The following is a 23,450-nucleotide window of genomic DNA, read 5'->3' on the forward strand; positions in this document are numbered from 1 at the left end:
GCTAGCTACCTTGTGCGGCATGACGCACGGCAATTCCCGTCCCACCGGGTTCGAACAGGTCGTCAACCGCCTCGTGGGCGTGCTGGTGAAGCTCGGGGCCGGACCCAGGAGCATGCGCACCCTGGCCGTGCGCGGCCGCAAGAGCGGCAAGCTCTACAGCGCGCCGGTCAACCTGCTGGAGCTCGACGGCACCCGCTACCTGCTCGCGCCGCGCGGCGTCACCGGGTGGGTCCGCAACCTGCGCGTGGCCGGCACCGGTGAGCTGCGCCGCGGCCGGTCCGTCGAGACGTTCACCGCCGTCGAGCTGCCGGACGAGGCCAAGCCGGTGATCATCCAGGCCTACCTGCAGCGCTGGCACGGTCAGGTGAAGCGGTTCTTCCCCGGTCTCGACGCCTCGACGCCGCACGAGAAGCTGCTGGCGCGGGCCGGTGACTACCCCGTCTTCGTGCTGTCGTGAGGGTCCTGGCGGCCCTGGTCGCCCTGCTCCTCGTCCTCACCGGCTGCGGCGGCGACCGCGAGGACCGGTTCGCCCGGCCCGGGGCGCCCAAGGCGTCGCCCAGCGGGAAGTTCGTCGCGCACGCCGAGAGCGCGAGCGAGGTGAAGGTGACCGATCGCAACGGCGGTGAGGTGTTCCGGAAGTCCTACGAGTACGCGACCAGCTACCGCAACGACGGCATCGGTGTGGTGTGGCTGTCCACCGAGGACCAGCTGTGGGTGCTCGTCCCCGGTGACCGCAGGAGCGAGCGCGTCGAGGCCGGCCCGGACGGGGTGTGGCAGGCGGCCGAGGCCGAGCTACCGGGGGAGATCACGCGGCTCGGCTGAGGCCTTCTCCTCGGGCTCGCCCTCCGCGAGACGGCGGCCGCGCTCCAGCTCCGCGTCGAACTCGGCGCCGAGCAGGACGGCGATGTTCGAGATCCACAGCCACACCAGGAAGACGATGACGCCGCCGAGCGAGCCGTAGGTCTTGTTGTAGGAGGCGAAGTTCGCCACGTAGACCGCGAAGCCGACGGTGGCGAGCGCCCACAGCACGATCGCGAGCAGGCTGCCGGGGGTGACCCAGCGGAAGCCGGGCTGCCGCACGTTCGGCGCCGCCCAGTACAGGACCGCGAACGCGAGGCTCACGAGCAGCAGGATGATCGGCCACTTGGCGATGTCCCAGACGGTCACGACGGTGTCGCCGAGCCCGATCCAGTCGCCGACGGTGTCCGCGATCCCGCCGGTCAGCACCAGGGCACCGAGCGTGAGCGACACGAGCACCACCGAGCCGAGCGTCAGCAGCAGCCGCAGCGGCACGGTCTTCCAGAACGGCCTGCCCTCCTCGACGTCGTACACGGCGTTGCACGCGCGCATGAACGCGCCGAGGTAGCCCGATGCGGTCCAGAACGCCGTCAGCAGGCCGATGATGCCGAGCAGCCCGGCCGCGCCCTGGCCCTTCCGCAGGTCCTCGATCGACGACTTGACCAGGTCACCGGCCTGACCGGGGGCGACCTGGTCGACGTACTTCAGCAGCTCCTGCGTCGTCGAGTCGCCCAACAGCGCGAGAACGGACGTCAGCACGATGAGGCCGGGGAACAACGACAGCACCGCGTAGTAGGTGAGCGCACCGGCCCAGTCGGTCAGGTTGTCGTCGTTGAACTCCTTGACCGTCCGTTTGAGAACGCCCCACCAGGCCTGCCGGGGCAGCTCGGTGGGGCGATCCACGGTGTTGTTGTTGTCACCTGCGGGCACGGCGCCAGCTCCACGAACGCGCGCTCGAACCGATGCCGGCGAGGTGCAGGGCGATCAGCAGCAGCCCGAGCACCACGAGCGTGTTGGCGGTGATCACGTCACCGAGCGCGGTCTTCGCCAGGTCGAGGATCAGGGCGAGGCCGAACGCCACTGCGGCGATGAGGGCCAGCATTCTCCACCTCCGTAGTCGATGACCTGCGGATACCCACTTCGTTAGCGGGGAACCGCACCGTTCGGAGCAATGGTCGTGCCATGATCCGCGTCATGGACGTCCAGCGGTGGCAAGCGGCCGCGGTTCCGTGGTGGGTGACCAAGGTCGGGCTCGTCGGAGGCTGGATCATCGCCTTCTACTTCGCCGCGAGCGCGAACGAGGTGCCTTGCACGGCCGCACAGCCGTGCGAGCCGGACCCGTTGTTCTCGATCGCCGTCGTGCCGTTGCTGGCCACGCCGCTGCTGTTGGTGTTCGGTCGTGTGCTCACCGGCTGCGCGATGGGTGTGCTGTTCGGCGTGCTGGACATCGTGCTCGACGGCTCGGCGACCGCCAACCTCGCGTTCGGGCTGCACGGTGCGGCATGCGCCATCGTGGCGTTGTGGACCATGAGGTCACGTGCGGACCAGCACTCGGCGGCGGGCGCCACCATCGTCTCGTTGCCGGACATGCCGCCGCCACGCGGCGTGCTGCGCATCATCGCGGTGTTGCTCGTCCTCTTCGGTTTCCTGACGTTCGTGCAGTACGACCTCACCAACGGCGAGATCGAGCAGCACGTCGCGAAGGCCAGCCGGGTCGAGGCCGAGGTCGTCGACGTCAAGGACACCTACGACGTGTGGGTGCAGCTGCCGGACCGGCAGCGCGCCTCGTTCCAGCCGCTCGCGCCGGAGACGTACCGGGTCGGCGACAAGGTGCCGGTGCTGACGGACGGCTCGTGGGTGCAGATGGTCAACGAGCCGGAGGACGTCACGTGGTGGCTGACGCTCGGCGGCGCGGCGGTGTTCCTCGCGATCATGCTGGCGGTCCGCGAACGTCGCCGGCGCGCGTTGTGGACCGGTCCGGTCAAGGCCATCAGGCTCCAGGCGCATCCCGTCGGACCACGGCGGATCCTCTTGCGGCACAACAAGAACGACATCGCGACGGTCGCCACGCTCGCCGACCTCGGGCTGGAGGAGCCGCTCTACCACGACACCGAGCAGTTCGGCCGGGTGTGGCGCGGCGAGGAGGACCCACCGGTGCAGCTCGACCCCGCCGAGATCCTCGTGGCCGGTGAGTGGCACCACGGCGGCCAGGTCGCGCTGCTGGTGGAGGGCGAGGTCGTGGCCACCAGCACGCTGTCCAGGGTGCGGCCCCGGCACACCGTCCACAGTGCACATCTGCCGGGCGAACCGGTCACCGCGGGCACGCCGGTCGAGCTGCCGCACGCGATCTGGCCGGGCGACCGGCGGCGCAGCGAGGGCGTGTTGCTGCTGCTCGGCGCGGCCGGTGCGCTGGTCGCGTTGAAGTACTACCCGGACCTGATCATCCTCGGCCTGATCGGCGTGCAGTGCGTGCTGTCGGCGGTGACGCGGTTCCAGCCGTTGCTGCGCCTCGACCACCGGTCGGTCGTGCTCTACACCGGCATCTGGACCTACCGCGTGCCGTGGGCGGAGCTGCACGGGGTCCGTCGCGCCGGACCGCAGCTCATGCTCGCGTTCGGCCCGCACGGCGACGTGATCACGACACCGCAGCTGCCGGACCGGCAGGCGGGCGAGAAGCTGATGTGGGCGCGCGCCCGGTCGTTGATCGCCGACCACCCCGGCGAGCACGTCAGCCGCAAGTTCAACGTCAGCGTGTTCGTCGGGCTCGCCTACGTCGTGCTCCTGCTGCTCATCTGAGCTTCGCGACGGCCTTGAGCAAACGGTCCACGTCGGACTCGTCGGTGTACGGCCCGATGCCCGCGCGCACGGCGCCCTTGTCGCCCAGGCCGAGCCACCGCGAGCACTCGATCGCGTAGAAGTGGCCGGCGGGAGCGTTGACGCCCTCGGCGCCGAGCCGGCGGTACACCTCGGCCGGGTCCAGCCCGTCGACCGAGAACAGGACGGTCGGCGTGCGCAGGGACGCCTTGCTGTGGATCCGCACGCCGAGCTCGCGCAACCCGGCCTCCAGCCGGTCGCGCAGGCCCAGCTCGTGCTCCTCCAGCCCCTCCAGCCCGCGCATGAACTCCACCGCCGCGGTCGTTCCGGCCAGCAGCTCGTACGGCAGCGTGCCCAGCTCGAACCGTTCCGGCACCGCGTTCGTCGACGGCAGCAGCTTGTCCGGCCGCAACGTCTCCAGCAGCTCCGGCGCGGCCGCCAGCACGCCGAGGTGCGGGCCGAGGAACTTGTACGGCGAGCAGACGAAGAAGTCCGCGTCCAACGCCTCGACGTCGACTGGTGCGTGCGGTGTGTAGTGCACGCCGTCGACGTACACGAACGCCGCCATCTCGTGCGCCGCCGCCGCGATCGTCGCCACGTCCGGACGCGTGCCCAGCAGGTTCGACGCCGCCGTGATCGCGACGACCCTGGTGCGGTCGGACAGCAGGTTCGTGACGGCCTCCACGGGCAGTTCGCCGGTCGCGCGGTCGAACGGCGCCCATCGCACCGTGGCCCGTGCCGCCTCGGCCGCCTGCACCCACGGCCGGATGTTCGCGTCGTGGTCGATCCGGGTCACGACGATCTCGTCGCCCGGCCGCCAGTTCTTCGCCAGCGTGCGGGAGAAGTCGTAGGTCAGCTGGGTCATGCTGCGGCCGAACACGATGCTGCCGGCGTTGAGGAACTCGCCCATCGTGCGGCGCGCGGTCCGGACGATCTCCTCCGCCCGCCGCTCCGACGCCGTCACGCTGCCACGGTTCGAGATCGCCGAGGTCAGGGCCTCGCGAACGGCCTCGCCGACGACGTCCGGCGTCTGCGAGCCGCCCGGTCCGTCGAAGTGCGCGGCACCCTCGCGCAACGCGGGGAAGTGGGCGCGGACCGCTGCGACGTCGTAAGCCATGACCTCATGGTGCTTGAGCACCCGTGAGCCGCGAAAGGATCAACCGTCCGGTTTGTTGACAGGAAACGCTGTGGAGGACTAGACATCCGATGAATCGGCCGCCGCCTCCGATGTCGAGGGATGGAGTCGTCGTGCTGTTCTCCCGTCGCACCCTCTTCGCGGGCACCGCCGGTGCCGTCGCGTTGTCGAGAGTTCCCGCCGCTTCAGCCGCGGCGGGGTTGGAAGATCGGGTCGATTGGCCGTCGTACCTGGGCGGGCTCGACCCGGTGTGGGCGTCCGTGCCGACGACCTTCTACGAGGGCCCGTTCCTCGGCAACGGAGGTCTGGGCGCCGCCGTGTACCGGATCGGCAAGCGGTTGGCGTTCAAGATCGGCGACACGCGCGTGCGCGACCACCAGGGCACCGGCGGCACGAACTTCGGCAACGCGCGGCTGCCCGTCGGCCACTTCCTCTTCGACACGGCCGGCGACATAACAGGCGTGGACCTGCGTCTTTCGTTGTGGAACGCGGAACTCACCGGCACCGTGACGACTTCCGCGGGCGTGCTGGACATCCAGGCGTTCGTGCACGCCACGCGCGACGTCCTGCTCGTCTCGGCGTCGGTCCGTTCGGGTGCGGAACGGGTGCGGTGGACGTTCGTGCCGGCCAAGGCGCGCAGCCCGCGGCTGGACTTCAAGCCCGCGCCGTCCGGGCTGAAGACCAACCCGGATCCGCAGGTCAGCGGCACCGCCTGCATCCAGGACCTGGCGGCGGGCGGGCAGACCGCGACCCGGTGGCAGAGCAGGTCCGGCACGCTGCTCGTCACGGTCGCGCACAGCTTTCCGGCGCGCAACGCCGACTCGATGTCGTCCGCGACGCTCACGAACGCTTCAGCGCTGACTGACGACCAGCTCCGCGCGGAGCACCGCTCGTGGTGGAACTCCTTCTACCCCAAGAGCTTCGTGTCGGTGGCCGACACCCGCCTGGAGAGCTTCTACTGGATCCAGCTCTACAAACTGGCCTGCGCGACCCGCCGCGACCGCCCGGTGCTCGGCACGTGCGGACCGTGGCTGGAGCCGACGCCGTGGCCGGGCACGTGGTGGAACCTCAACGTGCAGCTGGAGTACTGGATCCTCAACGCCACGAGCCACTGGGAGCTGGACTCGCTGACGGCGTCGCTGGACCGCGGCCAGGACGCGCTGGTGCAGAACACGCCGTCGCAGTACCGGTCCGACTCGGCGGGCATCGCCCGCACGACGCAGGAGGATCTTCGCGGAGGGGTCGCCCAGCCCGGCGCCGACGGTGATCCGGAGTGCGGAAACCTGTTGTGGGCCTTGCACAACGCGTTCCTGACCTACCGCCACCAGATGGACGACACCGTGCTGCGCGATCTGGTGTTCCCGTTGCTGCGCCGGGCCGTCAACTACCACCTGCACTTCCTCACCAAGGACGCGAAGGGCGTCTACCACCTGCCGAAGACGTTCTCGCCGGAGTACGGGTCCACGAAGGACTGCAACTACGACCTCGCGCTGCTGCACTGGGGCTGCCGGACGTTGATCTGGGCTCAGGCACGGCTGGGACTGGACGACCCGCTGCTGGCCAAGTGGCGTGACGTGCTGGACAACCTGGTGAAACCGCCGCAGGACGCCACGCAGGGCTTCTGGATCGGCGCCGACCTGAAGCTCACCAAGTCGCACCGCCACTACTCGCACCTGCTGTGGTTCTACCCGCTGTACACGCTGGATCCGGCCGTGCCGGCCAACCGCGACGCGTTGCAGAAGTCGTTGCAGCACTGGCTGAGCTTCACGGGAGCCTTGCAGGGCTACACCTTCACGGGTTCCGGGTCCATGTACGCGTTGCTCGGCGACGGCGACAAGGCACGCGGGCAGCTCGTGACGTTGCTCGACAAGTACGTGCAGCCCAACACGATGTACAAGGAGTCCGGCCCGGTCATCGAGACACCGTTGTCCGGCGCGCAGACCGTGCACGACATGCTGGTGCAGAGCTGGGGCGGCGTCGTGCGGGTCTTCCCCGCGGTACCCGCGGCGTGGGCGAGCGTGACCGTGCACAACGTCCGCACCGAGGGCGCGTTCCTGGTCAGCGCGGTGCGCAAGGCCGGTCGCCTGCAGTTCGTGCGGGTGAAGTCGCTGGCGGGGGAGCCGTTGCGGCTGCATCCCGGCAACCTCGCCGGACCGTTCGACGTGCGCCGGTTCGACGGCACCGCGGTGCCGTTCCAGGCCAACGCCGACGGGACGCTGACGATCACGTTGGCGCGCAACGACGACGTGGTGATCACGACGCGCGGCACGTCGCCGGAGCTGGTGATCGCGCCGTCCGGGGTGAACGCGAAACGGTTCTGGGGTCTGCCCTAAGGGAGGTAGAACGTCAGCAGGTCGCTGGTCACCGGCGGGAACAACGCGTTCATCAGGTCGAAGTTCCGGCCGGGGAAGACGTCGGTGTACCAGCGGCGCAGCCCGTCGATCCCGTGCGGGCCGAACAGCAGCGGTGCGAGGAGGTCCGGGGCGATGCCCGCTCCGCCCTCCTCGGCCGGGTTGATCGTGCCGCCCCACCGGTACGGTCCGATCCCGGTGCCGTCCCAGTGGAAGCGGACGTGGGTGCGGAAGAAGCCGAGCAGCACATCCGCGGGTTCCTGGCCCCGCAGCCGTTGCGTGAAGACCGGGCGGAGGTGCTCGAACAGCTTCGGCACGTCCGGGATCCGCACCAGGTACTGCTCCAGGCCGGGGCGCCGCGGCTGCAGGTGCTCCTCCAGCACCGGCGGGCGCTCGACGACGTGATCCGGGTTCACCAGGTGCACCAGCGCTTTGACGGCGTCGTCGTCGCCCGCGATCTCGCCCAGCACGACGTCGCCCTCCTCGGGCGGCGTGCTGCGGCCGGTGGCGACCGGGACACCGTCGCGTTCGACGACCCACGTGGTCGAACCGGTGCGGTTGATCAGCCACCGCCAGCACGGCGCGGAGTGGCCCATGCGCAGTTCGGCGCCCCGCTGTGCCTCGTCCTGAAGGCGGGCGAGCGCCGGGACGTCGGCCTCGGTCGCGCGCCGGATCGCGTGCCCCGCAACGGGTTCCGGCTTCGCGACCAGCCGCCGGGTCTGCTTGACCGGGATCGAGTAGGTGTAGCCGAACTGCCGGTAGAAGTACGGGATGCCGATCATCACCTGGACCAGGTGACCGCGGTCGGCGGACCGGTCGTGCGCCCAGCCCATCAGCTGCCGCACCAGGCCGCGGCCCTCGTACTCGACGTCGGTGGCGACCTGTTCGACCTGGCCTGCCGGGATGTCGAGGCCGGCCAGCGTCACGGTCTCGTCCATCAACGTGACCGTGGAGACGATCCGGTCACCGTCGGCCGCCACCGCGACCCACTCGCAGCCCGCGTCCGGGTCCGTCATCAGCAGGCGCGCGTCGACGCCGTCGCTGGGGTCCATGCGTGAGACGACGAGCTTCTCGATCTGGTCGAGGTCCTCCGGCCGCGAGGTGCGAATCTCCACCGGCCGAGTGTTTCCAGGGCAGTGGTTGTCCGCAAAGGGTTTTACCGTCGTGGGCATGGACTGGAACAAGCAGTTGACCGACCAGCTCGACTTCCACTGGAACGCGCAGTTGCGGCCGCGGCTGGAGGGGATGACCGACGACGAGTACTTCTGGGAGCCCGTGCCCGGCGCTTGGAACGTGCGCCGGGACGGCTCGATCGACTGGGAGTACCCGCAGCCGGTCCCGGCTCCGGTCACCACGATCGCGTGGCGGATGGCGCACGTCATCGTGGGCGTGCTGAGCATGCGGGTGGCCTCGCACTTCGGCGGACCGCCGGCCGACTACACGACGTGGCCGTACGCGGTGACTGCGGACGAGGCGTTGAAACAGCTGGACGACGCCTACGCGGCGTGGATGGAGGGTGTGCGCAAGGCTGACCTCTCTCTTGCGGTCGGTCCGGCGGAGGGTCCGTTCGCCGAAGAACCGATGGCCACCCTCGTGCTGCACATCAACCGCGAGGTCATCCACCACGGTGCGGAGATCTCGCTGCTGCGCGACCTGTATCTGAGGGAGAGTTAGTTACCAACAAGTGCCTACTTTCCAGAAGTTGGCGCTAACTGCAAGATGGTGTCCATTGAGAACATCGGAGGGGATCACCATCATGCGAGTCATCACGCAGAAGACCGTCGGGGCCGCGTCCGTGCTGGAGGTCGCCCAGGCCGCGAAGCCCGTGCCCGGACCAGGCCAGGTGCTGGTCAAGGTGGGTGCGGCGGGTGTGAACCCGGTCGACACCTACATCCGCGCCGGTGGCTTCCCCGCGCTCGGCGAGCCGCCGTTCACGCTGGGCTGGGACGTCGCGGGCACGGTCGAGCAGGCCGGTGAGGGCGCGGGGTTCGCGGTCGGTGACGAGGTGTACGGGCTGCTCCCGTTCCCCGGCACGGGCGGTGCCTACGCCGAGTACGTCGTCGCGAACGCCGCCGACCTGGCGGCGCGGCCGGAGCACCTGACCGTCGAGGAGGCGGGCGCGGTGCCGATGGTGGCGCTGACGGCGTGGCAGGCGCTCGTCGGGCGCGGCGGTGTCTCCGCTGGTCAGCGCGTGCTGATCCACGCGGCGGCCGGTGGCGTCGGGCACGTCGCGGTGCAGATCGCCAAGGCGCGCGGTGCGTACGTGATCGGCACCGCGTCGGCGGCCAAGCACGACTTCGTGCGCTCCCTCGGCGCGGACGAGGTCATCGACTACCGGCACCAGGACTTCACCGAGATCGACCCGGTCGACGTCGTGTTCGACCTGATCGGCGGCGAGTACGCCGAGCGCTCCGCCAAGGTGCTGAAGCCCGGTGGCGTGCTCGTGTCGATCATCCCGGGCAATCCGGGTTTTGACGTTGACCGAGCTGTGGACCTCGGCGTCCGGTTCGAGCTCTTCGGCAGCGTCGCCGCCTCCGGGCCAGACCTCGCGGCATTGCCGCAGCTCAGGGTGCAGCTCGACCACATCGTGCCGCTCGCGGACGTCGCGAAGGCGCACGAGCTCGTCGAGTCGAGGAGGACCACGGGCAAGGTCGTCCTGGTGCCGTGATCGATCGTTAACCGCGCGTTGACCATGTCCATCGATCGTGTGCGCAACATTCACACGATCGGGGAGGGCACATGGCGCGGTGGAGTCCACTGGCGTTAGTCATCGGTTTGTTGGCGGCGGTCGGCCTGTACGGGTCGACCGCCGCTGTTGCAGCAGGTCCGCTCACCGTGGCCCAGGCGATCAGTCAGCAGTCCGGGGCGTCGGCGACCGTTCGCGGCTACGTCGTCGGTCAGCCCACCGCCACGAACACCGTCATACGTTCGAACTACCCGAACGACTACGCACTGGCACTGGCTGACTCGGCCTCCCAGACGAGCACGTCGAGCATGCTCTACGTGCAGATCCCGTCGGCGTTCCGCGCTTCGTGGGGCATGCAGTCGAACCCGTCGTTGCTGGGCAAGCAGATCGACGTCACGGGCACGTTGAGCGCGTACTTCTCGCACCCCGGTCTGATCTCGCCGACGGCCTTCGCGTTCGCCGGTTCGACACCGCCGCCCACCTCGACACCGCCGCCGACCTGCGATACCTACTACACGGCTGCCTGCGGCAAGTCCGGTGCGGCGTTGAAGTCGGCGTTGAACACCATCATCAGCAACCAGACCAAGATCAGCTACGACGCGGTCTGGGACGCGCTGAAGGACACCGACGAGGACCCGAACAACTCGAACAACGTGATCCTGGTGTACAGCGGCATGTCGCGGGCGAAGTCGGCGAACGGCGGTGGCAACGACGACTGGAACCGCGAGCACGTCTGGGCCAAGTCGCACGGTGACTTCGGCACCGCCACGGGTCCCGGTACCGATCTGCACCACCTGCGGCCGGAGGACGTGAACGTCAACGCGAAGCGCGGCAACCTGGACTTCGACATGGGTGGTTCAGACGTTCCCGAGGCGCCGGGCAGCAAGTGCGACAGCGACTCGTTCGAGCCGCGCGACGCCGTGAAGGGCGACGTCGCGCGCATGATCTTCTACATGGCCGTGCGCTACGAGGGCACTGACGGCTTCCCGAACCTGGAGCTCGACAACGTGGTGAACAACGGCACCGCGCCGTACATGGGCAAGCTGTCAGTGCTCAAGCAGTGGAGCCTGCAGGACCCGCCGGACGCGTTCGAGAAGCGGCGCAACGACGTGATCTACAAGAGCTACCAGCACAACCGCAACCCGTTCATCGACCACCCGGAATGGGTCAGCTCCATCTGGCCGTGAGTCGTTCGAGGAAGGGGCGTTGCGCGGAGACGATCTTCGCGCTCGCCTCTTCCACGCCGAACCACTGCACGCGGTCGACCTCGGGGAACGTCTTCTTCTGCCCCGACTTTGGCGGCCACTCCAGCTCGAACGTGCCGGGCGTGACCGTCTCGGGGTCGAGGTCGCCTTCGAGCGCCCACACCGTGATGACCTTGCCCGAGCCCTTGGCCTCGCCCAGCGGGATCAGCTCGCCGTCGGGCACCGGCAGCCCGAGCTCCTCGGTGAACTCGCGCCGCGCGGCCACCTCGGGCGTCTCGTCGTCGGTGTACTCGCCCTTGGGCACGGACCACGCACCCGCGTCCTTGCGGGCCCAGAACGGGCCGCCCATGTGCCCCAGCAGCACTTCGAGCTGGGTGGTTCGTCTGAACAGCAGGATTCCGGCGCTGCGTTTCATACTGTCCAGCATGGCGGACTGGGTCCTGCACGTGGACCTCGACCAGTTCATCGCGGCCGTGGAGGTCCTCCGCGACCCGTCGTTGCGTGGCAAGGCCGTGGTGGTGGGCGGCAACGGCGATCCGACGGAGCGCGCGGTCGTGGCCACGGCGTCCTACGAGGCGCGCGAGTTCGGCGTGCACTCGGGGATGCCGTTGCGGACCGCGTTCAAGAAGCTGCCGGACGCGGTGTTCCTGCCCGCCGATCACGCGTTGTACGAGGCGGCGTCCTCCGACGTGATGGCCGTGCTGCGGTCGTTCCCGGTCGTCGTCGAGGTGATGGGCTGGGACGAGGCGTTCGTCGGGGCGTCCGTCGACGACCCGCTGGCTCTCGCCCGGTCACTGCAGGCGGCGGTGCTGGCGCGGACCGGTCTGCACTGCTCGGTGGGCATCGGCGACAACAAGCTGCGCGCCAAGATCGCGACCGAGTTCGGCAAGCCCGCCGGGACGTTCCGGCTCACCCGTGAGAACTGGGTCGAGGTGATGGGACACCGGCCGACCTCCGCGCTGTGGGGCATCGGCGCGAAGACCGAGCGCAAGCTGGCCGAGCTCGGCATCTCGACCGTGACGGACCTGGCGTCGGCGTCCGCGGACGTGCTCGCCGCCCGGTTCGGCCCGCGGATGGGCCCCTATTACCGGACCGTCGCGCTGGGCGCGGGCGACACGGTCGTGAGCGCGACGCCGTGGGTGGTGAAGTCCAGGTCGCACGAGAAGACGTTCCAGCAGGACCTGGTGTCGTCGGAGGACATCCGGCGTGAGGTCGTGGCGCTGGCCCACCAGGTCGCCGAGGACGTGGTCGCCGAGGGCCGCCCGGTCGTGCGCGTGGGCGTGAAGGTGCAGTTCGTGCCCTTCTTCACGAAGGTGCGGTTGATGAAGCTGCCTGCGCCGACGTCGTCCGCCGACGACCTGGCCGAGGCCGCGCTGACGGTGCTGGACCGGTTCGAACACGGCCGCGCGGTACGTCTTTTGGGGGTACGCGCAGAATTCTCTGCCGATGATGTCGAACCGAAGCCTTCTTCTTCGACGTATCAGTAAGTACAAGCTTCACCGCTAGGAGAAGAAGATGACAGTCTCATCGCTCACCCACCGCGACCGCGCAGTTCTCAAAGCCGTCGCCGACGGCCGTTGCGAGATCACCGGAAGCACCCTGCTCGTCGACGGCCTGTGCTGCGCCGACCAGTTCGCCGGCCTGCGCCTGAGGACTGCGGGCCTGATCAGCACCCGTCCGGGCCCCGCCGCCCTCACCACGGCCGGCTACGCGCTGCTCGCCGCCGCCTGATTCTTGCGGAAGATCGACATCAGGTACTTGTTCGCGAACCGATAACCGCCGTCCGCGGTTCTGAACTGTTCGGTCGCGGCCCTGATCTTCTCGGCGACATTTTCTTCGCCTTCGTCCTCGATGATCGGCTGGTAGCCGCCTGTGCTCAGGAAGGCGCGCAGCATCGTGTCCTCGTCGGCGAAGTGCTGGGGAATGTCGATCGTGATTTTCTCGTCCGGCTCCGGCGTCCGCGCCCGCCGCCTCCCACTGGGCCCTTTGATCGTCCACCCGACGGTGATGGTGTCGCTCGGCTCGTCCGGATGCCAGTCGCACACGACCACGTAGTCGTTGCTGACCCTGACCGCCTCCGCGAACGCTTTTTCGGGATCTGCCGCGAAGAACAGCGCGTTGAACGCCGTGACGACGTCGAACGTGCCGTCCTGCCAAGGCAGTTGGTCAAGTGCGCGCACGTGGAACTCGGCCGCGGGCGCTTGCTCTCGGGCGAGTTCGATCATCTTGTGCGACGCGTCGATGCCAGTGGCGTGCGCACCCGCTTCCGTTGCCAGCGCGCAGAACTCGCCACTCCCGCACCCGAGGTCGAGCACGGTGCTGCCGGGCTTGATGTTCGTGCGCTCGATCGCGGTCTTCCACGCGGGTACGGACATCTTCGCGCCGTGAGCGGCCCGTTGCGCGGCCCGGCGCCCCCACAGTTCGCCCACCCGCATCGCGTCGGTCATGCTTCCGAGCGTAGTGATCGGTCCGTCCGCTCGTGGAAAACCACTGGCCGGCACACGGACCATGGTGGGCATGAGTGCGCTGACCCGAGTCCTGCGCGCGTTGGGCGGTTCCGACGTGCTGGACCGACTCGCCCGCCTGCCCGGCAGCGACCTCACCACGCTGCTGCTGGCTTTGACGCGTCGCCGTGCTTCTGCCTTGTCGGGGCCGGATGTGTTGCGCCAGTACCGTTCCGACCGCTTCGTGGCTCCCTCCTCGGTGCCGTTCCCGGTGCTTCGTGCGGCGGAGGACCGGCTGCTGGCCGCGCTGCCGCCTTCGTTCGACGTGGTGGGCCTGGCGCCGGTCGCACCCCTGGGAACGTGTTCCGCGGTGGCCGAGATGGACCAGAACAACGTGCTGTCCACGATTCGCGGCACCGAGGTCGCGGCGGACGCCACCAATGCGCTGGCGCTGGAGGCCGCGGTGCGCAGGCAGGCTTCCACCGAGGACGTGCGGCTCGCCGCCGTCCAGCGCGTGGTGCGGTCCCAGCTCTTCGAGGGCGCCGGCCGCTTCGCGCACTTCACGTTGTTCGCCGCCGTGTCGGCCGGACGCGATCGCGGCTCGCTCGCCTTCGAACGCCGGCACTTCGCCGAGCACGTGGCGTTCCTGCGCGAGGCGTGCGGGGACGTCGAGGTGCGCGTGACCGTGCTGGATCCCCGGTTCGAGGTGGTGCGCGGTGAGCTCCCCGCGGACCCGTCGCGGCGGACCGGGTACTACCAGGGCCTGTGCTACAAGGTCTACCTGCACGGCGAGGAGATCGGTGACGGCGGGTTCACCGACTGGACGCAACGGCTGACGGGCAACCGCAAGGAGCGGTTGCTGATCAGCGGCGTGGGCGTGGACCGGCTCGCCACACTCTGAGGTCAGCGTTCGGCATAGCGCTTCGTGAGTTCCTCCTCTCGCTCTTTCGGCCACGGGCAACGGATCTCGCCCTGGGTGGCGGCGAAGAACAGCTCCATGTGCACGTGCCACGCGGCGAGCGCCTCGGGGTCGTGAGCGTTCTCCTGGAACAACGTGACCGTGGTGCCCTGCAACGGCACGTGGTCGAACTCCCAGCGCACGACGCCCTTCGGTTCGCCGTCCTGGAGCCACTCGTACTCCAGCAGGCGCGGTGCCTCGACCTTCGTGAGCCGGCCCGGGGTGAGACCGGGGTGGGCGGCGCGGACGGGAACGGCGTCCTCGGTGCCCTCGGTGAGCAGCTGCCAGACCTCGTCGAGCGGCTTCCAGACGAGGTCGCGGACGAACTTGACGCCCTCGGGCTCGTCGGTGCCCTCGTCGAGGCCGAACTCGGCGACGTAGTGCTCGATGCGCGACAACCACTCCGTCGGCGGCTCGAACTTCGTGCCGTCGGCGTGGGCGGCCAGCGCGTCGAGGCAGGTGGCCCAGCCGGGCGCGTCGCGGCCGACGGACAGCCGGTTCGTGACCACGGCGGTGAAGACCAGCAGGCAGCCGTCCTCGCGCGGCAGGATCTCGAACCGCAGCACGTCGTTGATCCAGCGGAACGCGAAGACCCGCGGCGGGTCGGACTCCAGCAGCTCGCCCTCGCCGCCGTCGGTGTCGACCGGTGCCTCGTCCGGGAACGTGAAGCGCATCCGGCGGCCGTCGATCGTGACCTCGGCGGGGAACCAGTGCTTCATCTCGGCGGGCTCGGTGACCACCCGCCAGACCTTCTCCGGCGAGTGCCGCAGCCTGCGTTCGAAGCGCAGGACGGGCTTGCCCTCGATCATCCGCAGTTCGGCGTCCACTGGTCAGTCCCCTTCGATCTCGTCGAGTCGTCGTTCGAGCGCGTCCAGGCTCTTCTCCCACATCCCGCGGTAGGGCGCGAGCCAGGCGTCGATCTCCGCCAGCGGACCGGGGGACAGCCGGTACCAGCGCCGTTGGGCGTCGGTGCGCACCTCGACCAGACCGGCCTCGCGCAGCACCTTGAGGTGCTTCGAGACGGTCGGCTGGGTGAGCGTCAGCCGGTCGACGAGGTCACCGACCGGCCGCTCGCGTTCACGCAGCAGGTCGAGGATCTCCCGGCGACTCTGATCGGCCAGCACGGCGAAGGTGGATGCCATACCGGCAATATAGCCCACTCGGCATATAAGGTCGAACTCAGTCCGCGAGCCTGATGGCCACCTCCGTCGTCCACTTGGCTGGGTCCGGCTGGACCGCCGGGTCGGTGAAGTACGTCTCCAGCCGCGCGCCCCACCGGTCGCCGTCGCGGTCGAACGTCAGGCTCTTCTCGGCCAGGACGCGCTCGGTGACGGCGGCCAGCCCTTCCGGATGCCCTTCGTGCACCTCGACCGCGTACCGGCCGCCGGGCAGCGTCGCCGTGAACACGTCGCCCGCCGCGGGCACCTCGGCGATGGTGGGGATGGCGGCCTCCACCTCGAACTCTTCGCCGTTCACGCGCAGATACCGGAAGAAGGGCGCGCCGGCGATGGGTAACTCGCGATCGGCCAGCCATTGCATGACCTCGGGAAAACGGTCGGCGATCTTGGGGAACGTCTCCAGCGTGACCGTGGCCCTGACGGCGGCGTACGGCTGGTCTTCACGTGTCTCGATGTCCATGCCGACCACGCTAGTGACGACCCCCGACAGAAAATCCGCGTCCGGCTGGAACGCGTGCCGGTTAACGTGAAGTTCATGCACCGCACCCTCTCCGTGGCCAGCTCTCCGGTGCGCGACCTGCTCGCGCTGACCTCCCGTCCGGAGGTGATCTCCTTCGCGGGCGGGCTCCCCGCCCCCGAACTGTTCGACCAGGACGGTCTGCGCGCCGCCTACGACCTCGCCCTGCGGGACCGCTCGGTGCTGCAATACGCGCCCACGGAAGGGAATCCGGCGCTGCGGTCGCTGATCTGCGACCGGCTGACCGGCCGCGGACTGCCCACTTCGGACGTCCTGGTCACCACGGGCTCACAGCAGGCCCTGACCCTGGTGGCCACGGCTCTGCTGGAGCCGGGTGCCGTCGTGGCCGTGGAGGAACCGACGTACCTGGCCGCACTGCAGTGCTTCCAGATGGCGGGAGCCAGGATCGTGCCCGTCGCGAGCGACGCCGACGGCCTGGACATCGAGTCGCTGCGGTCCGTCGTGACCACCTCACGCCCGACGATGCTGTACCTGGTGCCGACGTTCGCCAACCCGACCGGGCGAACCCTGTCGGCCGCGCGCCGCGCCGAGATCGCCGCGCTGGCCGCCGAGCACGAGTTCTGGGTCGTCGAGGACGACCCCTACGGCGAGCTCCGCTACCGGGGCGCCGAGGTCGTGCCGCTCGCATCGATCAGCGACAGAACCGTTTACCTCGGCAGCTTCTCGAAGATCGGCGCTCCCGGCATGCGGCTCGGCTGGCTGCGGGCGCCGGAGGACCTGCTGCGCACGCTGGTGATCGTGAAGCAGGCGGCCGACCTGCACACGTCCACTGTGGACCAGGCCGCCGTCGCGGCCTACCTGGCGCACAACGACCTCGACGCGCACGTCGCCCGCCTGTGCGTCGAGTACGGGGCGCGCCGTGACGCGATGATCGCGGCGCTGCCCGGCACCGTGCCCGACGGCACCACGTGGACGGATCCGGACGGCGGCATGTTCGTGTGGCTGCGCCTGCCCGGTGACGTGGACAGCGCCGAGCTGCTGAAGTCGGCGTTGGCCCACGACGTCGCGTTCGTCCCCGGTGCGCCGTTCTTCGCGACGACGCCCGACCGGGCGACGTTCCGGATGTCCTTCACCACCAACACACCCGCGGAGATCGTGGAAGGCATGGCACGTCTGGCGAAAGTGCTCCGGTGAACCTGCTCGACGACGAGTCGCTGTGGCGGTCGTCGGTCGTCGCGAACTGCGACATGAACCGCGAACGGGGGCTGGCGGGCTATCGCCACGAGCTGGGCCTCGATCTCGTGCTGCCTCCGGGCACGCGGTGGGTGGACCTCTGCTGCGGTTCGGGCAGGGCGCTGGCCGAGGCGGCGCGGGAGGACCTGACGATCGTCGGGGTGGACCTCGTCGACCACCACATCGCCGCCCCGCCGGGCCTGAGGTTCGTCGTCGCACCGGTGGAGGAGTGGGAACCGGACGCGCCGGTCGACCTGGTGACCTGCGTGCACGGCCTGCACTACGTGGGCGACAAGCTCGGCCTGCTGGCGCGCGCCGCGTCGTGGCTCGCGCCCGGCGGGCGGTTCGTGGCGAGCTTCGACGTCGCGAGCGTGCGCCGCGCCGACGGCACCCCGTTCGGCCGCGCGCTGACCAAAGCCCTGCGCGAGGCGGGTTTCACCTACGACAACCGCAGGCGGCGCATCGGCTGCACCGGTGCGGGACAGCCGCGGCTGCCGTTCACCTACCTGGGCGCGGACGACCGGGCCGGCCCCAACTACACGGGCCAGCCCGCCGTCCACTCCTGCTACGCGGACTAGGAGGCCCAGGGGCCGACACCGGTCACGCGGTCGACCTTGATGCGGGTGACGAAGCCGGGCGGCGGGTTGTCCATGGGCGGGAACTTCACGTCCGGGCCGAGGTAGGTGTGCGCGAGGCGCTGCAGCAGCTCCGGCGCGCCGCCCTCGGTGACGCGCGCGGTGCCGTGCACGACCAGGTACTCCTGCAGGCCGTGCTCGTTGATGTTCGGCGTTTCCAGGGACAGCACCACGCGGCCGTCGTTGCGGATGTTGCGGACCTTCTTGTGCTCGGCGAGGTGGCCGGAGACGATCTCGTCGCCGTCGAGGCCCACCCAGACGATGGTCACCTGGGGCGCGCCGTCGCTGCCGAGCGTCACGAGGTGGGCCAGCGCGTTCGACTCCAGCACTGCCCTGGCGGATTCGGGAAGCATGACCGTGACGCTACGCCGGTTCGCGGGGTTCAGCCTGGTCTTGGCAGACCCAGGAAACAGCGGGTCTGGTTGGGGTGCGGCGGGCACCGCAGGCTTTGGGCCATGAAGACGTTTCTGATCACGGGTGGCGGTAGCGGTATCGGGCTGGCGACGGCGCGGGTGCTGGTCGAGGAGGGCGCGCGGGTCGTGGTGACCGGGCGGTCCGAGGAGCGGTTGGCGTTGGCGCGCAAGGAGCTCGGCGTCGAGACGGTGGTGGCGGACGTGTCGAAGCTCGCCGACGTCGAGGCGCTGATGGAGCAGGTCGGCGAGGTCGACGGGATCTTCGCGAACGCGGGCGTCGGGGTGTTCACCGAGTTCGGGACGGTCACCGAGGAGGACGTGGACCGGGTGCTGGCCACGAACTTCAAGGGCGTCTACTTCACCGTGCAACGGGCGCGGTTGAAGCCCGGCGCGTCGGTGGTGATCAACGCGTCGTGGACGGTCCACCGCGGGTTCCCCGGAGCCTCGCTCTACACGGCGAGCAAGGCGGCCGTGCACAGCCTGGCGCGCACACTCGCCGCGGAGCTGAGTGACGGTGTTCGCGTCAACACGGTGAGCCCCGGCTACATCGCGACGGACATGTTCCGGTCGAACGTCGACGACGCCGAACCGTTCCGCCGCCAGGTGCCGATGGGGCGGCTGGGCGAGCCGGAGGACGTCGCACACGTGGTGGCGTTCCTGCTGTCCGACCGCGCGGGGTACGTGACGGGCCAGGACTTCGTGGTCGACGGCGGCCTGGTCGGGGCGATCCCGGCATGATGGGGTCCGTGAACGAATTGGGGGAGTTCCTGCGCGCCCGCCGCGCGGCACTGGATCCGCCGGAACGCGCGTCCCGGCGGCGCGTTCCCGGCCTGCGCCGAGAGGAGCTGGCGCAGCTGGCCGGGATCAGCGTCGACTACTACACGCGCATGGAACAGGGACGCGCCGCCAACGCGTCCGACTCGATCCTGGACGCGCTGGCCCAGGCCCTGGGCCTCGACGGCGCGGAACGCACGCACCTCTACCGGCTGGCGCGACCCGCACGGGTGGCCGCGCCGTCGGAGGAGGTGCGCCCGGCTCTGCGGTGGCTGCTCGACGCGCTGCACGGCGTACCTGCCATGGTGCTCGGCCGGCGGCTCGACGTGCTGGCGTGGAACCCGCTGGCCGCCGCACTCGTCACGGACTTCCGCGAGCAGCCGAACATGGTGCGGTACATGTTCACCGACCCGGCCGCGCAGGAGCTGTTCGTCGGCTGGATGGACTGCGCCCGGGAGAACGTCGGCTACCTGCGCGCGGACTACGGCGTGCACCCGGACGACCCGGCGCTGCTCGCGCTGGTCGACGAGCTGTCCGCGGCGTCGCCGTTGTTCCGCACGCTGTGGGCGGAGCATCCGGTGCGCGAGCGGGAACCCAGGTTCAAGCGCATGAACCACCCGCAGCTCGGGCCGCTGGAGCTGGCCGCCGAACCGCTGAGGTCGGACGCGGGGCAGGTGCTGGTGACCTACGTGGCCGCGCCCGGCAGCCCGTCGGAGGAAGCCCTGCGGCTGCTGGCCTCGCTCGCCGTCACCTAGCCGGGGTGGGGGCTGCGGAGGGGCGTTGCGGCCGCTGGACACGCCGCCGTGGGGGTCTGCCGGTGGCGCTGGTGGTCGCGTGGGCGGGTGACGCTCGCTGGTGGCGCTGGTGGTCGCGTGGGCGGGTGACGCTCGCCGGTGACGCTGGTGGTCGCGTGGGCGGGTGACGTTGGCGGTCACGTCGCCGGCGATGCTGGTGTGCGGGTGACGCTCGCCGCCGCGGGCCGGTGATGCTTGTGGTGGTGCGTCACGGCCGCAGGTCGCTTCGCCGTCACGTAGGGCGGCTGGAGGCATCGCCGCAGCGTCTACCGGTTGCCGAGCCCGTCACGTGGTTCGCGTGGCATGCCTGGCGGTGCGGCCGTCGGTCAGCGAGCCGTCACGTGAACAGCTCCAGCGCGTCCTGGTGGTACTCGCACCGGCCGCCGCCGGTCGCGATCGTGCAGGGTGTGCCCTTCTTCGTGAGGGCGCCGCACTGCAACGCCGGGTCGTGCACGTGACACAGCCCGCTCGCCCCGGCGGTGATCGGGCAGGGCGTGCCCTTCTTCGTGGGCGCGCCGCACGGTTCGCCGGTCAGCTCACGCGGTTGCTTCGGCTTGGCCTTCTTCGGTTTTGCCTGAGGCTGCGTGATCTCCCGCCCCGTCACCTCCTCCACTCCGCGCACGGCCAGCCGGTCGGCGCGCTCGTTCTCCGGGTGGCCCGCATGGCCCTTGACCCAGTGCCACTCCACCTCGTGCCTGGTGGCGGCTTCTTCCAGGCGGCGCCACAGGTCGGCGTTCTTGACCGGCTCACGGGCCTTCGTGAGCCAGCCGTTCGCCTTCCACCCGTGGACCCACGAGGTGATGCCGTTGCGGACGTAGGTGCTGTCCGTGTAGAGCTTCACGGTGGACGGTCGCGTGAGGCTCTCCAACGCCACGATGGGCGCCATCAGTTCCATGCGGTTGTTCGTCGTGGGGCCGATGTCACCGCCGTACATGTCCTTCTCATGCTCGCCGTAGCGCAGCACCGCACCCCAGCCGCCCGGACCGGGATTGGGGCTGCAGGCGCCGTCGGTGTAGATCTCGACCTCCATGCGACATGAGGCTACCGACGGGGTCCGACACTCCTGCGCTGGCGGTTGTCGGCGATGATGTGCCGGAACATCTCGACCAGCGCCGGCGCGTTGATGGGCTGGTCGCGGTACACGGAGATCATGCGCGCGGTCTTGTTGCCGTGGCCGCTCGTGATGATGTGCTGCGGGTCCGGCACGATCGCCTTGTCGTAGAGCATCACGTTCACGTGGTCCTTGGTGCCGAGCAACGCGCAGATGTTGCCGTCCAGCACGAAGTACGGCCGGTTCGTGCGCTTGATCGTCTCCTCGACGTCCGGGTCGGCCTCGTGCACGAGCCTGCGGACCTCGCGGCAGATGTCCTGCTGCCACTCGGGCAGCCCGGCGATGTAGTCGTCAACGCGCGTGTCGGTGTGCATAGCCCTATGTCGCAGCCTCTCGCCGTTTCTCGACATCGTGCCCGTGCAGGAAGACGCGGACACCCGCTGCGATGTCGTCGTCATCCGGACGTGTGCCGCGGGTTCTTGAAGCCGAGCTTCTCGAGCTCTGCCGCACCCGCCGCGGCCCCGTTTCCTGCCACGCCTCGATCGCGTCGGCGGGGATGTGGGTGAGCTCGGCGTGGCCCTGCTGGGCGGCCATGGCCCTGCCGAATGCCGTCAGATCCTCCTGCAGGCCCGTGATCCGGTGGAAGTGCCGCTCGACGAGCGCGAGCTGGTCCGGGTGTTGGCGATGTTCAGGACCCACTGCGCCACCGACTCGGAACGACGGCCGGCGTGCTCCCCAAGATCACTGCGATTCGGTTCCTCCACGTCATCCAGGCCAGCGCGGAGGAAGCGACGCGTCGTTCGAGCTCATCGACCTGGCGAGCGGTGGCGGTCTAGCGCGGCAGCCAGCTCGCCACGTCGGCCACCGCGTCCAGCACCTCACCGCTGACCCGCCCGGACGCGGTCTCGGTCTCCGCGATCACGATCGTGCTGCCGTCCGTCCTCGACGCGTAGTGCAGGCCGGTGAAGCGGACGTCCGCCAGGTCGAGCAGGGGCGTGGCGAGCGGGGTGATGTCGCCCGTGCCGTGCACGTCGATCAGCTTCTTGAACTCGCCCGCGTCCTGGCGGTTGCGGAAGCCGACCCACGCCACGGACACCACCGCGACATCGCCCCGGTCGTCGCCGATCGCGAACAGCGTCCGGTCGAGCGATCTGCACGGATGCCGCGCGAAGTGGTCCCGCACCTGGCCGAACGAGTGCGACAGGCATTCCAGCGCCGGTTTGGCCACGCGCTTCAGGGTCCGCATGTTCACCTGGCGCCACGCACCGTCCGCGCCCCCTTCCGAGCGGACTTCCTGCCTTCGGACCTGGCCTTCGTGAGGCCGGTCCCGGCGGAGTCGATCGAGGTCGTCGACGCTCCGCCGAGCGACAGACCTCCGCCGCCGGCCGCGACCGACACCGCCAGCACGCCCGCCGCCACCACGGCGCCCGCCTTGCCCGCGCCGGGATCCGAGCCGCCACCCGCGCCACCGATTCGTCGTCCCATCTGCGACCTCCTCGAGTGGCGAGGAGACCGGGCGGGACGTGATCAATGAGGTGGATTGGGATCAAACCACCCGATCGGGTCAGTTCGGCAGGCGAGAACCGCGCGGGCGGCGGCGACCAGGTCCGCCTCCCGGCCGTGGCGGGCGACGGCCTGCAGGCCGACCGGCAGGCCGGCGGAGTCGAAGCCGGCCGGAATGCTGATCGCCGGATGTCCGCTCAGGTTGAACGCCCAGGTCAGCGACGTGTTGACGCGCGAACCCGGACCGTCGTGGCCGTGCGGCGGGCCGGGGGTGGCCGGGGTGAGCAGCAGGTCCGCGGTCTCGAACAGCTCGTCCAGCACCGGGTTCGGGCCGCAACGGTTCGCGTACCAGTCCTCGGCGGGGTCGGGGAGCACCAGGTCGAAGGGCCGCGGCCGCAACGCCCGCGCGGCCCGGTGGGCGATCTCGGCCTGCTCCTCGTCCACCTCGGCGAAGCCCAGGTCCGCGGACCAGACCGCGGTGGGAGAACTGACCTCCGACGTGCCGAGGTAGCTCGCGAGCAGCGAGGGATCGCGGGTGAAGACGCCGACGGCGGCGCGTTCGGACGACGTCGTCTTCAGGCCGAGAACACCGCACCACGCGGCGGGGATCCGGATCGAGCCCGCACCGTCGACACCGGTCGCCAGCGGTACGACGCCCGAGGCCACCGCCACCGCGGAACCGGCCGACGAGCCGCCAGGGGTGCGGTCCAGGTTCCATGGGTTTCGTGTGAGGCCACGAGAGTTGCGGCCCCACGTCTGCCACGGGGTGGTGCCATCGGGCGTGGTGGTCAGACCGATGGGAACGCAACCGAGGGCCATGAGCGCTTCCCGGTGGCTGCGACGCTCACCGCGCTTGACCGCGATGGGCAGGCCGGCGAGCGGCAGCGTCGGGTCGACCGGCGCGAACGTGCGGAAGACCTCGTGGAAGGCGTGCAGCACCGGTTCCACGCGATCCAGCCGGGCCAACGCCTCGGCGACCTGGTCGGGCATGATCCACCTC

Annotated in this window: 29 protein-coding genes and 1 pseudogene; 14 read left to right on the top strand and 16 right to left on the bottom strand. The window is 69.9% G+C overall.

Going from position 1 to position 23,450, the window contains the following annotated elements:
• The first annotated feature begins 19 nt into the window (after positions 1-19).
• Both ACWEIJ_RS19345 and ACWEIJ_RS19350 read left to right on the top strand, forming a co-directional pair.
• The gene (locus ACWEIJ_RS19345; RefSeq protein ID WP_449838536.1) at positions 20-457 is read left to right on the top strand and encodes a nitroreductase/quinone reductase family protein; all 438 of its coding nucleotides are present in this window, start codon (positions 20-22) and stop codon (positions 455-457) included.
• Complete coding sequence (locus tag ACWEIJ_RS19350; protein ID WP_449838537.1) at positions 454-822, top strand: hypothetical protein; 369 nt, start codon at positions 454-456, stop codon at positions 820-822. The genes ACWEIJ_RS19345 and ACWEIJ_RS19350 overlap by 4 nt, the downstream gene beginning before the upstream one ends.
• Here the strand turns inward: ACWEIJ_RS19350 and ACWEIJ_RS19355 are convergent.
• Both ACWEIJ_RS19355 and ACWEIJ_RS19360 read right to left on the bottom strand, forming a co-directional pair.
• Positions 793-1,728 carry a YihY/virulence factor BrkB family protein gene (locus tag ACWEIJ_RS19355; RefSeq protein ID WP_449838538.1) on the bottom strand — a complete coding sequence of 312 codons (936 nt, stop codon included), beginning with the start codon at positions 1,726-1,728 and terminating at the stop codon, positions 793-795. The two genes, ACWEIJ_RS19350 and ACWEIJ_RS19355, sit on opposite strands and share 30 nt — an antisense overlap.
• Positions 1,715-1,900, bottom strand: a complete 186-nt coding sequence (locus tag ACWEIJ_RS19360; protein WP_449838539.1) for a hypothetical protein — start codon at positions 1,898-1,900, stop codon at positions 1,715-1,717. The genes ACWEIJ_RS19355 and ACWEIJ_RS19360 overlap by 14 nt, the downstream gene beginning before the upstream one ends.
• Positions 1,901-1,980: 80 nt before the next feature.
• On the opposite strand from ACWEIJ_RS19360, the gene ACWEIJ_RS19365 reads away from it, so the two are divergent.
• Positions 1,981-3,594 carry a hypothetical protein gene (locus ACWEIJ_RS19365; RefSeq protein WP_449838540.1) on the top strand — a complete coding sequence of 538 codons (1,614 nt, stop codon included), beginning with the start codon at positions 1,981-1,983 and terminating at the stop codon, positions 3,592-3,594.
• On the opposite strand, the gene ACWEIJ_RS19370 is transcribed toward ACWEIJ_RS19365, so the two are convergent.
• Positions 3,587-4,729 carry a cysteine desulfurase-like protein gene (locus ACWEIJ_RS19370; RefSeq protein ID WP_449838541.1) on the bottom strand — a complete coding sequence of 381 codons (1,143 nt, stop codon included), beginning with the start codon at positions 4,727-4,729 and terminating at the stop codon, positions 3,587-3,589. The genes ACWEIJ_RS19365 and ACWEIJ_RS19370 overlap by 8 nt on opposite strands.
• 131 nt (positions 4,730-4,860) lie before the next feature.
• Between ACWEIJ_RS19370 and ACWEIJ_RS19375 the strand changes: the two genes are divergently transcribed.
• Positions 4,861-7,080: a glycosyl hydrolase family 95 catalytic domain-containing protein gene (locus ACWEIJ_RS19375; RefSeq protein ID WP_449838542.1), complete on the top strand. Its 2,220-nt coding sequence runs from the start codon at positions 4,861-4,863 to the stop codon at positions 7,078-7,080.
• Here the strand turns inward: ACWEIJ_RS19375 and ACWEIJ_RS19380 are convergent.
• Positions 7,077-8,213: a GNAT family N-acetyltransferase gene (locus ACWEIJ_RS19380; RefSeq protein WP_449838543.1), complete on the bottom strand. Its 1,137-nt coding sequence runs from the start codon at positions 8,211-8,213 to the stop codon at positions 7,077-7,079. The two genes, ACWEIJ_RS19375 and ACWEIJ_RS19380, sit on opposite strands and share 4 nt — an antisense overlap.
• A 49-nt stretch (positions 8,214-8,262) precedes the next feature.
• On the opposite strand from ACWEIJ_RS19380, the gene ACWEIJ_RS19385 reads away from it, so the two are divergent.
• From ACWEIJ_RS19385 to ACWEIJ_RS19395, 3 genes are all read left to right on the top strand, one after another.
• Positions 8,263-8,772 (top strand): DinB family protein, encoded by a 510-nt coding sequence (locus tag ACWEIJ_RS19385; protein ID WP_449838544.1) that lies wholly within the window; start codon positions 8,263-8,265, stop codon positions 8,770-8,772.
• A gap of 82 nt (positions 8,773-8,854) precedes the next feature.
• On the top strand, positions 8,855-9,766 hold the full coding sequence (locus tag ACWEIJ_RS19390) for an NADP-dependent oxidoreductase (protein ID WP_449838545.1): 912 nt from the start codon (positions 8,855-8,857) through the stop codon (positions 9,764-9,766).
• Between the two features lie 71 nt (positions 9,767-9,837).
• On the top strand, positions 9,838-10,971 hold the full coding sequence (locus tag ACWEIJ_RS19395) for an endonuclease (RefSeq protein ID WP_449838546.1): 1,134 nt from the start codon (positions 9,838-9,840) through the stop codon (positions 10,969-10,971).
• On the opposite strand, the gene ACWEIJ_RS19400 is transcribed toward ACWEIJ_RS19395, so the two are convergent.
• Positions 10,952-11,404: an NUDIX domain-containing protein gene (locus tag ACWEIJ_RS19400; RefSeq protein WP_449838547.1), complete on the bottom strand. Its 453-nt coding sequence runs from the start codon at positions 11,402-11,404 to the stop codon at positions 10,952-10,954. The genes ACWEIJ_RS19395 and ACWEIJ_RS19400 overlap by 20 nt on opposite strands.
• Positions 11,405-11,414: 10 nt before the next feature.
• On the opposite strand from ACWEIJ_RS19400, the gene ACWEIJ_RS19405 reads away from it, so the two are divergent.
• Together ACWEIJ_RS19405 and ACWEIJ_RS19410 are read left to right on the top strand one after the other, a co-directional pair.
• Positions 11,415-12,476 carry a DNA polymerase IV gene (locus tag ACWEIJ_RS19405; protein ID WP_449838548.1) on the top strand — a complete coding sequence of 354 codons (1,062 nt, stop codon included), beginning with the start codon at positions 11,415-11,417 and terminating at the stop codon, positions 12,474-12,476.
• 28 nt (positions 12,477-12,504) lie between these two features.
• Positions 12,505-12,720 carry a hypothetical protein gene (locus tag ACWEIJ_RS19410; protein ID WP_449838549.1) on the top strand — a complete coding sequence of 72 codons (216 nt, stop codon included), beginning with the start codon at positions 12,505-12,507 and terminating at the stop codon, positions 12,718-12,720.
• Here ACWEIJ_RS19410 and ACWEIJ_RS19415 read toward each other — a convergent pair.
• Positions 12,696-13,436, bottom strand: coding sequence for a class I SAM-dependent methyltransferase (locus ACWEIJ_RS19415; RefSeq protein ID WP_449838550.1), 741 nt, complete (start codon positions 13,434-13,436; stop codon positions 12,696-12,698). The two genes, ACWEIJ_RS19410 and ACWEIJ_RS19415, sit on opposite strands and share 25 nt — an antisense overlap.
• Positions 13,437-13,506: 70 nt before the next feature.
• Here ACWEIJ_RS19415 and ACWEIJ_RS19420 point away from each other — a divergent pair, with 70 nt between their 5' ends.
• Entirely contained in the window at positions 13,507-14,334 is an 828-nt protein-coding gene (locus ACWEIJ_RS19420) for a hypothetical protein (RefSeq protein ID WP_449838551.1), read from the top strand.
• A gap of 2 nt (positions 14,335-14,336) precedes the next feature.
• Here the strand turns inward: ACWEIJ_RS19420 and ACWEIJ_RS19425 are convergent, their stop codons facing one another.
• The 3 genes from ACWEIJ_RS19425 to ACWEIJ_RS19435 are packed head-to-tail and all read right to left on the bottom strand — an operon-like array spanning position 14,337 to position 16,029.
• Positions 14,337-15,218, bottom strand: a complete 882-nt coding sequence (locus tag ACWEIJ_RS19425) for an SRPBCC domain-containing protein (protein ID WP_449838552.1) — start codon at positions 15,216-15,218, stop codon at positions 14,337-14,339.
• A 3-nt stretch (positions 15,219-15,221) separates the two neighbouring features.
• On the bottom strand, positions 15,222-15,533 hold the full coding sequence (locus ACWEIJ_RS19430; RefSeq protein WP_449838553.1) for an ArsR/SmtB family transcription factor: 312 nt from the start codon (positions 15,531-15,533) through the stop codon (positions 15,222-15,224).
• A gap of 37 nt (positions 15,534-15,570) precedes the next feature.
• The gene (locus ACWEIJ_RS19435) at positions 15,571-16,029 is read right to left on the bottom strand and encodes a GyrI-like domain-containing protein (protein ID WP_449838554.1); all 459 of its coding nucleotides are present in this window, start codon (positions 16,027-16,029) and stop codon (positions 15,571-15,573) included.
• Between the two features lie 75 nt (positions 16,030-16,104).
• On the opposite strand from ACWEIJ_RS19435, the gene ACWEIJ_RS19440 reads away from it, so the two are divergent.
• Together ACWEIJ_RS19440 and ACWEIJ_RS19445 are read left to right on the top strand one after the other, a co-directional pair.
• Positions 16,105-17,241 (top strand): aminotransferase-like domain-containing protein, encoded by a 1,137-nt coding sequence (locus ACWEIJ_RS19440; protein WP_449838555.1) that lies wholly within the window; start codon positions 16,105-16,107, stop codon positions 17,239-17,241.
• Positions 17,238-17,858, top strand: a complete 621-nt coding sequence (locus tag ACWEIJ_RS19445) for a class I SAM-dependent methyltransferase (protein ID WP_449838556.1) — start codon at positions 17,238-17,240, stop codon at positions 17,856-17,858. The genes ACWEIJ_RS19440 and ACWEIJ_RS19445 overlap by 4 nt, the downstream gene beginning before the upstream one ends.
• On the opposite strand, the gene ACWEIJ_RS19450 is transcribed toward ACWEIJ_RS19445, so the two are convergent.
• Positions 17,855-18,268 (bottom strand): PPOX class F420-dependent oxidoreductase, encoded by a 414-nt coding sequence (locus ACWEIJ_RS19450; protein ID WP_449838557.1) that lies wholly within the window; start codon positions 18,266-18,268, stop codon positions 17,855-17,857. The genes ACWEIJ_RS19445 and ACWEIJ_RS19450 overlap by 4 nt on opposite strands.
• A gap of 102 nt (positions 18,269-18,370) precedes the next feature.
• Here ACWEIJ_RS19450 and ACWEIJ_RS19455 point away from each other — a divergent pair, with 102 nt between their 5' ends.
• Positions 18,371-19,066, top strand: a complete 696-nt coding sequence (locus tag ACWEIJ_RS19455) for an SDR family NAD(P)-dependent oxidoreductase (protein WP_449838558.1) — start codon at positions 18,371-18,373, stop codon at positions 19,064-19,066.
• Positions 19,066-19,857 carry a helix-turn-helix transcriptional regulator gene (locus ACWEIJ_RS19460; RefSeq protein ID WP_449838628.1) on the top strand — a complete coding sequence of 264 codons (792 nt, stop codon included), beginning with the start codon at positions 19,066-19,068 and terminating at the stop codon, positions 19,855-19,857. The genes ACWEIJ_RS19455 and ACWEIJ_RS19460 overlap by 1 nt, the downstream gene beginning before the upstream one ends.
• Before the next feature lie 631 nt (positions 19,858-20,488).
• Here the strand turns inward: ACWEIJ_RS19460 and rnhA are convergent.
• From rnhA to ACWEIJ_RS19490, 6 genes and pseudogenes are all read right to left on the bottom strand, one after another.
• Positions 20,489-20,926, bottom strand: a pseudogene (gene rnhA, locus ACWEIJ_RS19465) (ribonuclease HI); the annotation flags it as partial.
• Between the two features lie 11 nt (positions 20,927-20,937).
• On the bottom strand, positions 20,938-21,321 hold the full coding sequence (locus ACWEIJ_RS19470; protein WP_449838559.1) for a DUF1801 domain-containing protein: 384 nt from the start codon (positions 21,319-21,321) through the stop codon (positions 20,938-20,940).
• A gap of 4 nt (positions 21,322-21,325) precedes the next feature.
• Positions 21,326-21,646, bottom strand: coding sequence for a hypothetical protein (locus tag ACWEIJ_RS19475; RefSeq protein WP_449838560.1), 321 nt, complete (start codon positions 21,644-21,646; stop codon positions 21,326-21,328).
• 133 nt (positions 21,647-21,779) lie between these two features.
• Positions 21,780-22,193, bottom strand: a complete 414-nt coding sequence (locus ACWEIJ_RS19480; protein WP_449838561.1) for a hypothetical protein — start codon at positions 22,191-22,193, stop codon at positions 21,780-21,782.
• 2 nt (positions 22,194-22,195) lie between these two features.
• On the bottom strand, positions 22,196-22,432 hold the full coding sequence (locus ACWEIJ_RS19485; protein WP_449838562.1) for a hypothetical protein: 237 nt from the start codon (positions 22,430-22,432) through the stop codon (positions 22,196-22,198).
• 42 nt (positions 22,433-22,474) lie between these two features.
• Positions 22,475-23,440 carry an amidase family protein gene (locus ACWEIJ_RS19490; RefSeq protein ID WP_449838563.1) on the bottom strand — a complete coding sequence of 322 codons (966 nt, stop codon included), beginning with the start codon at positions 23,438-23,440 and terminating at the stop codon, positions 22,475-22,477.
• Between the last annotated feature and the right edge of the window lie 10 nt (positions 23,441-23,450).

This window comes from Lentzea sp. NPDC004789, from assembly GCF_053601075.1.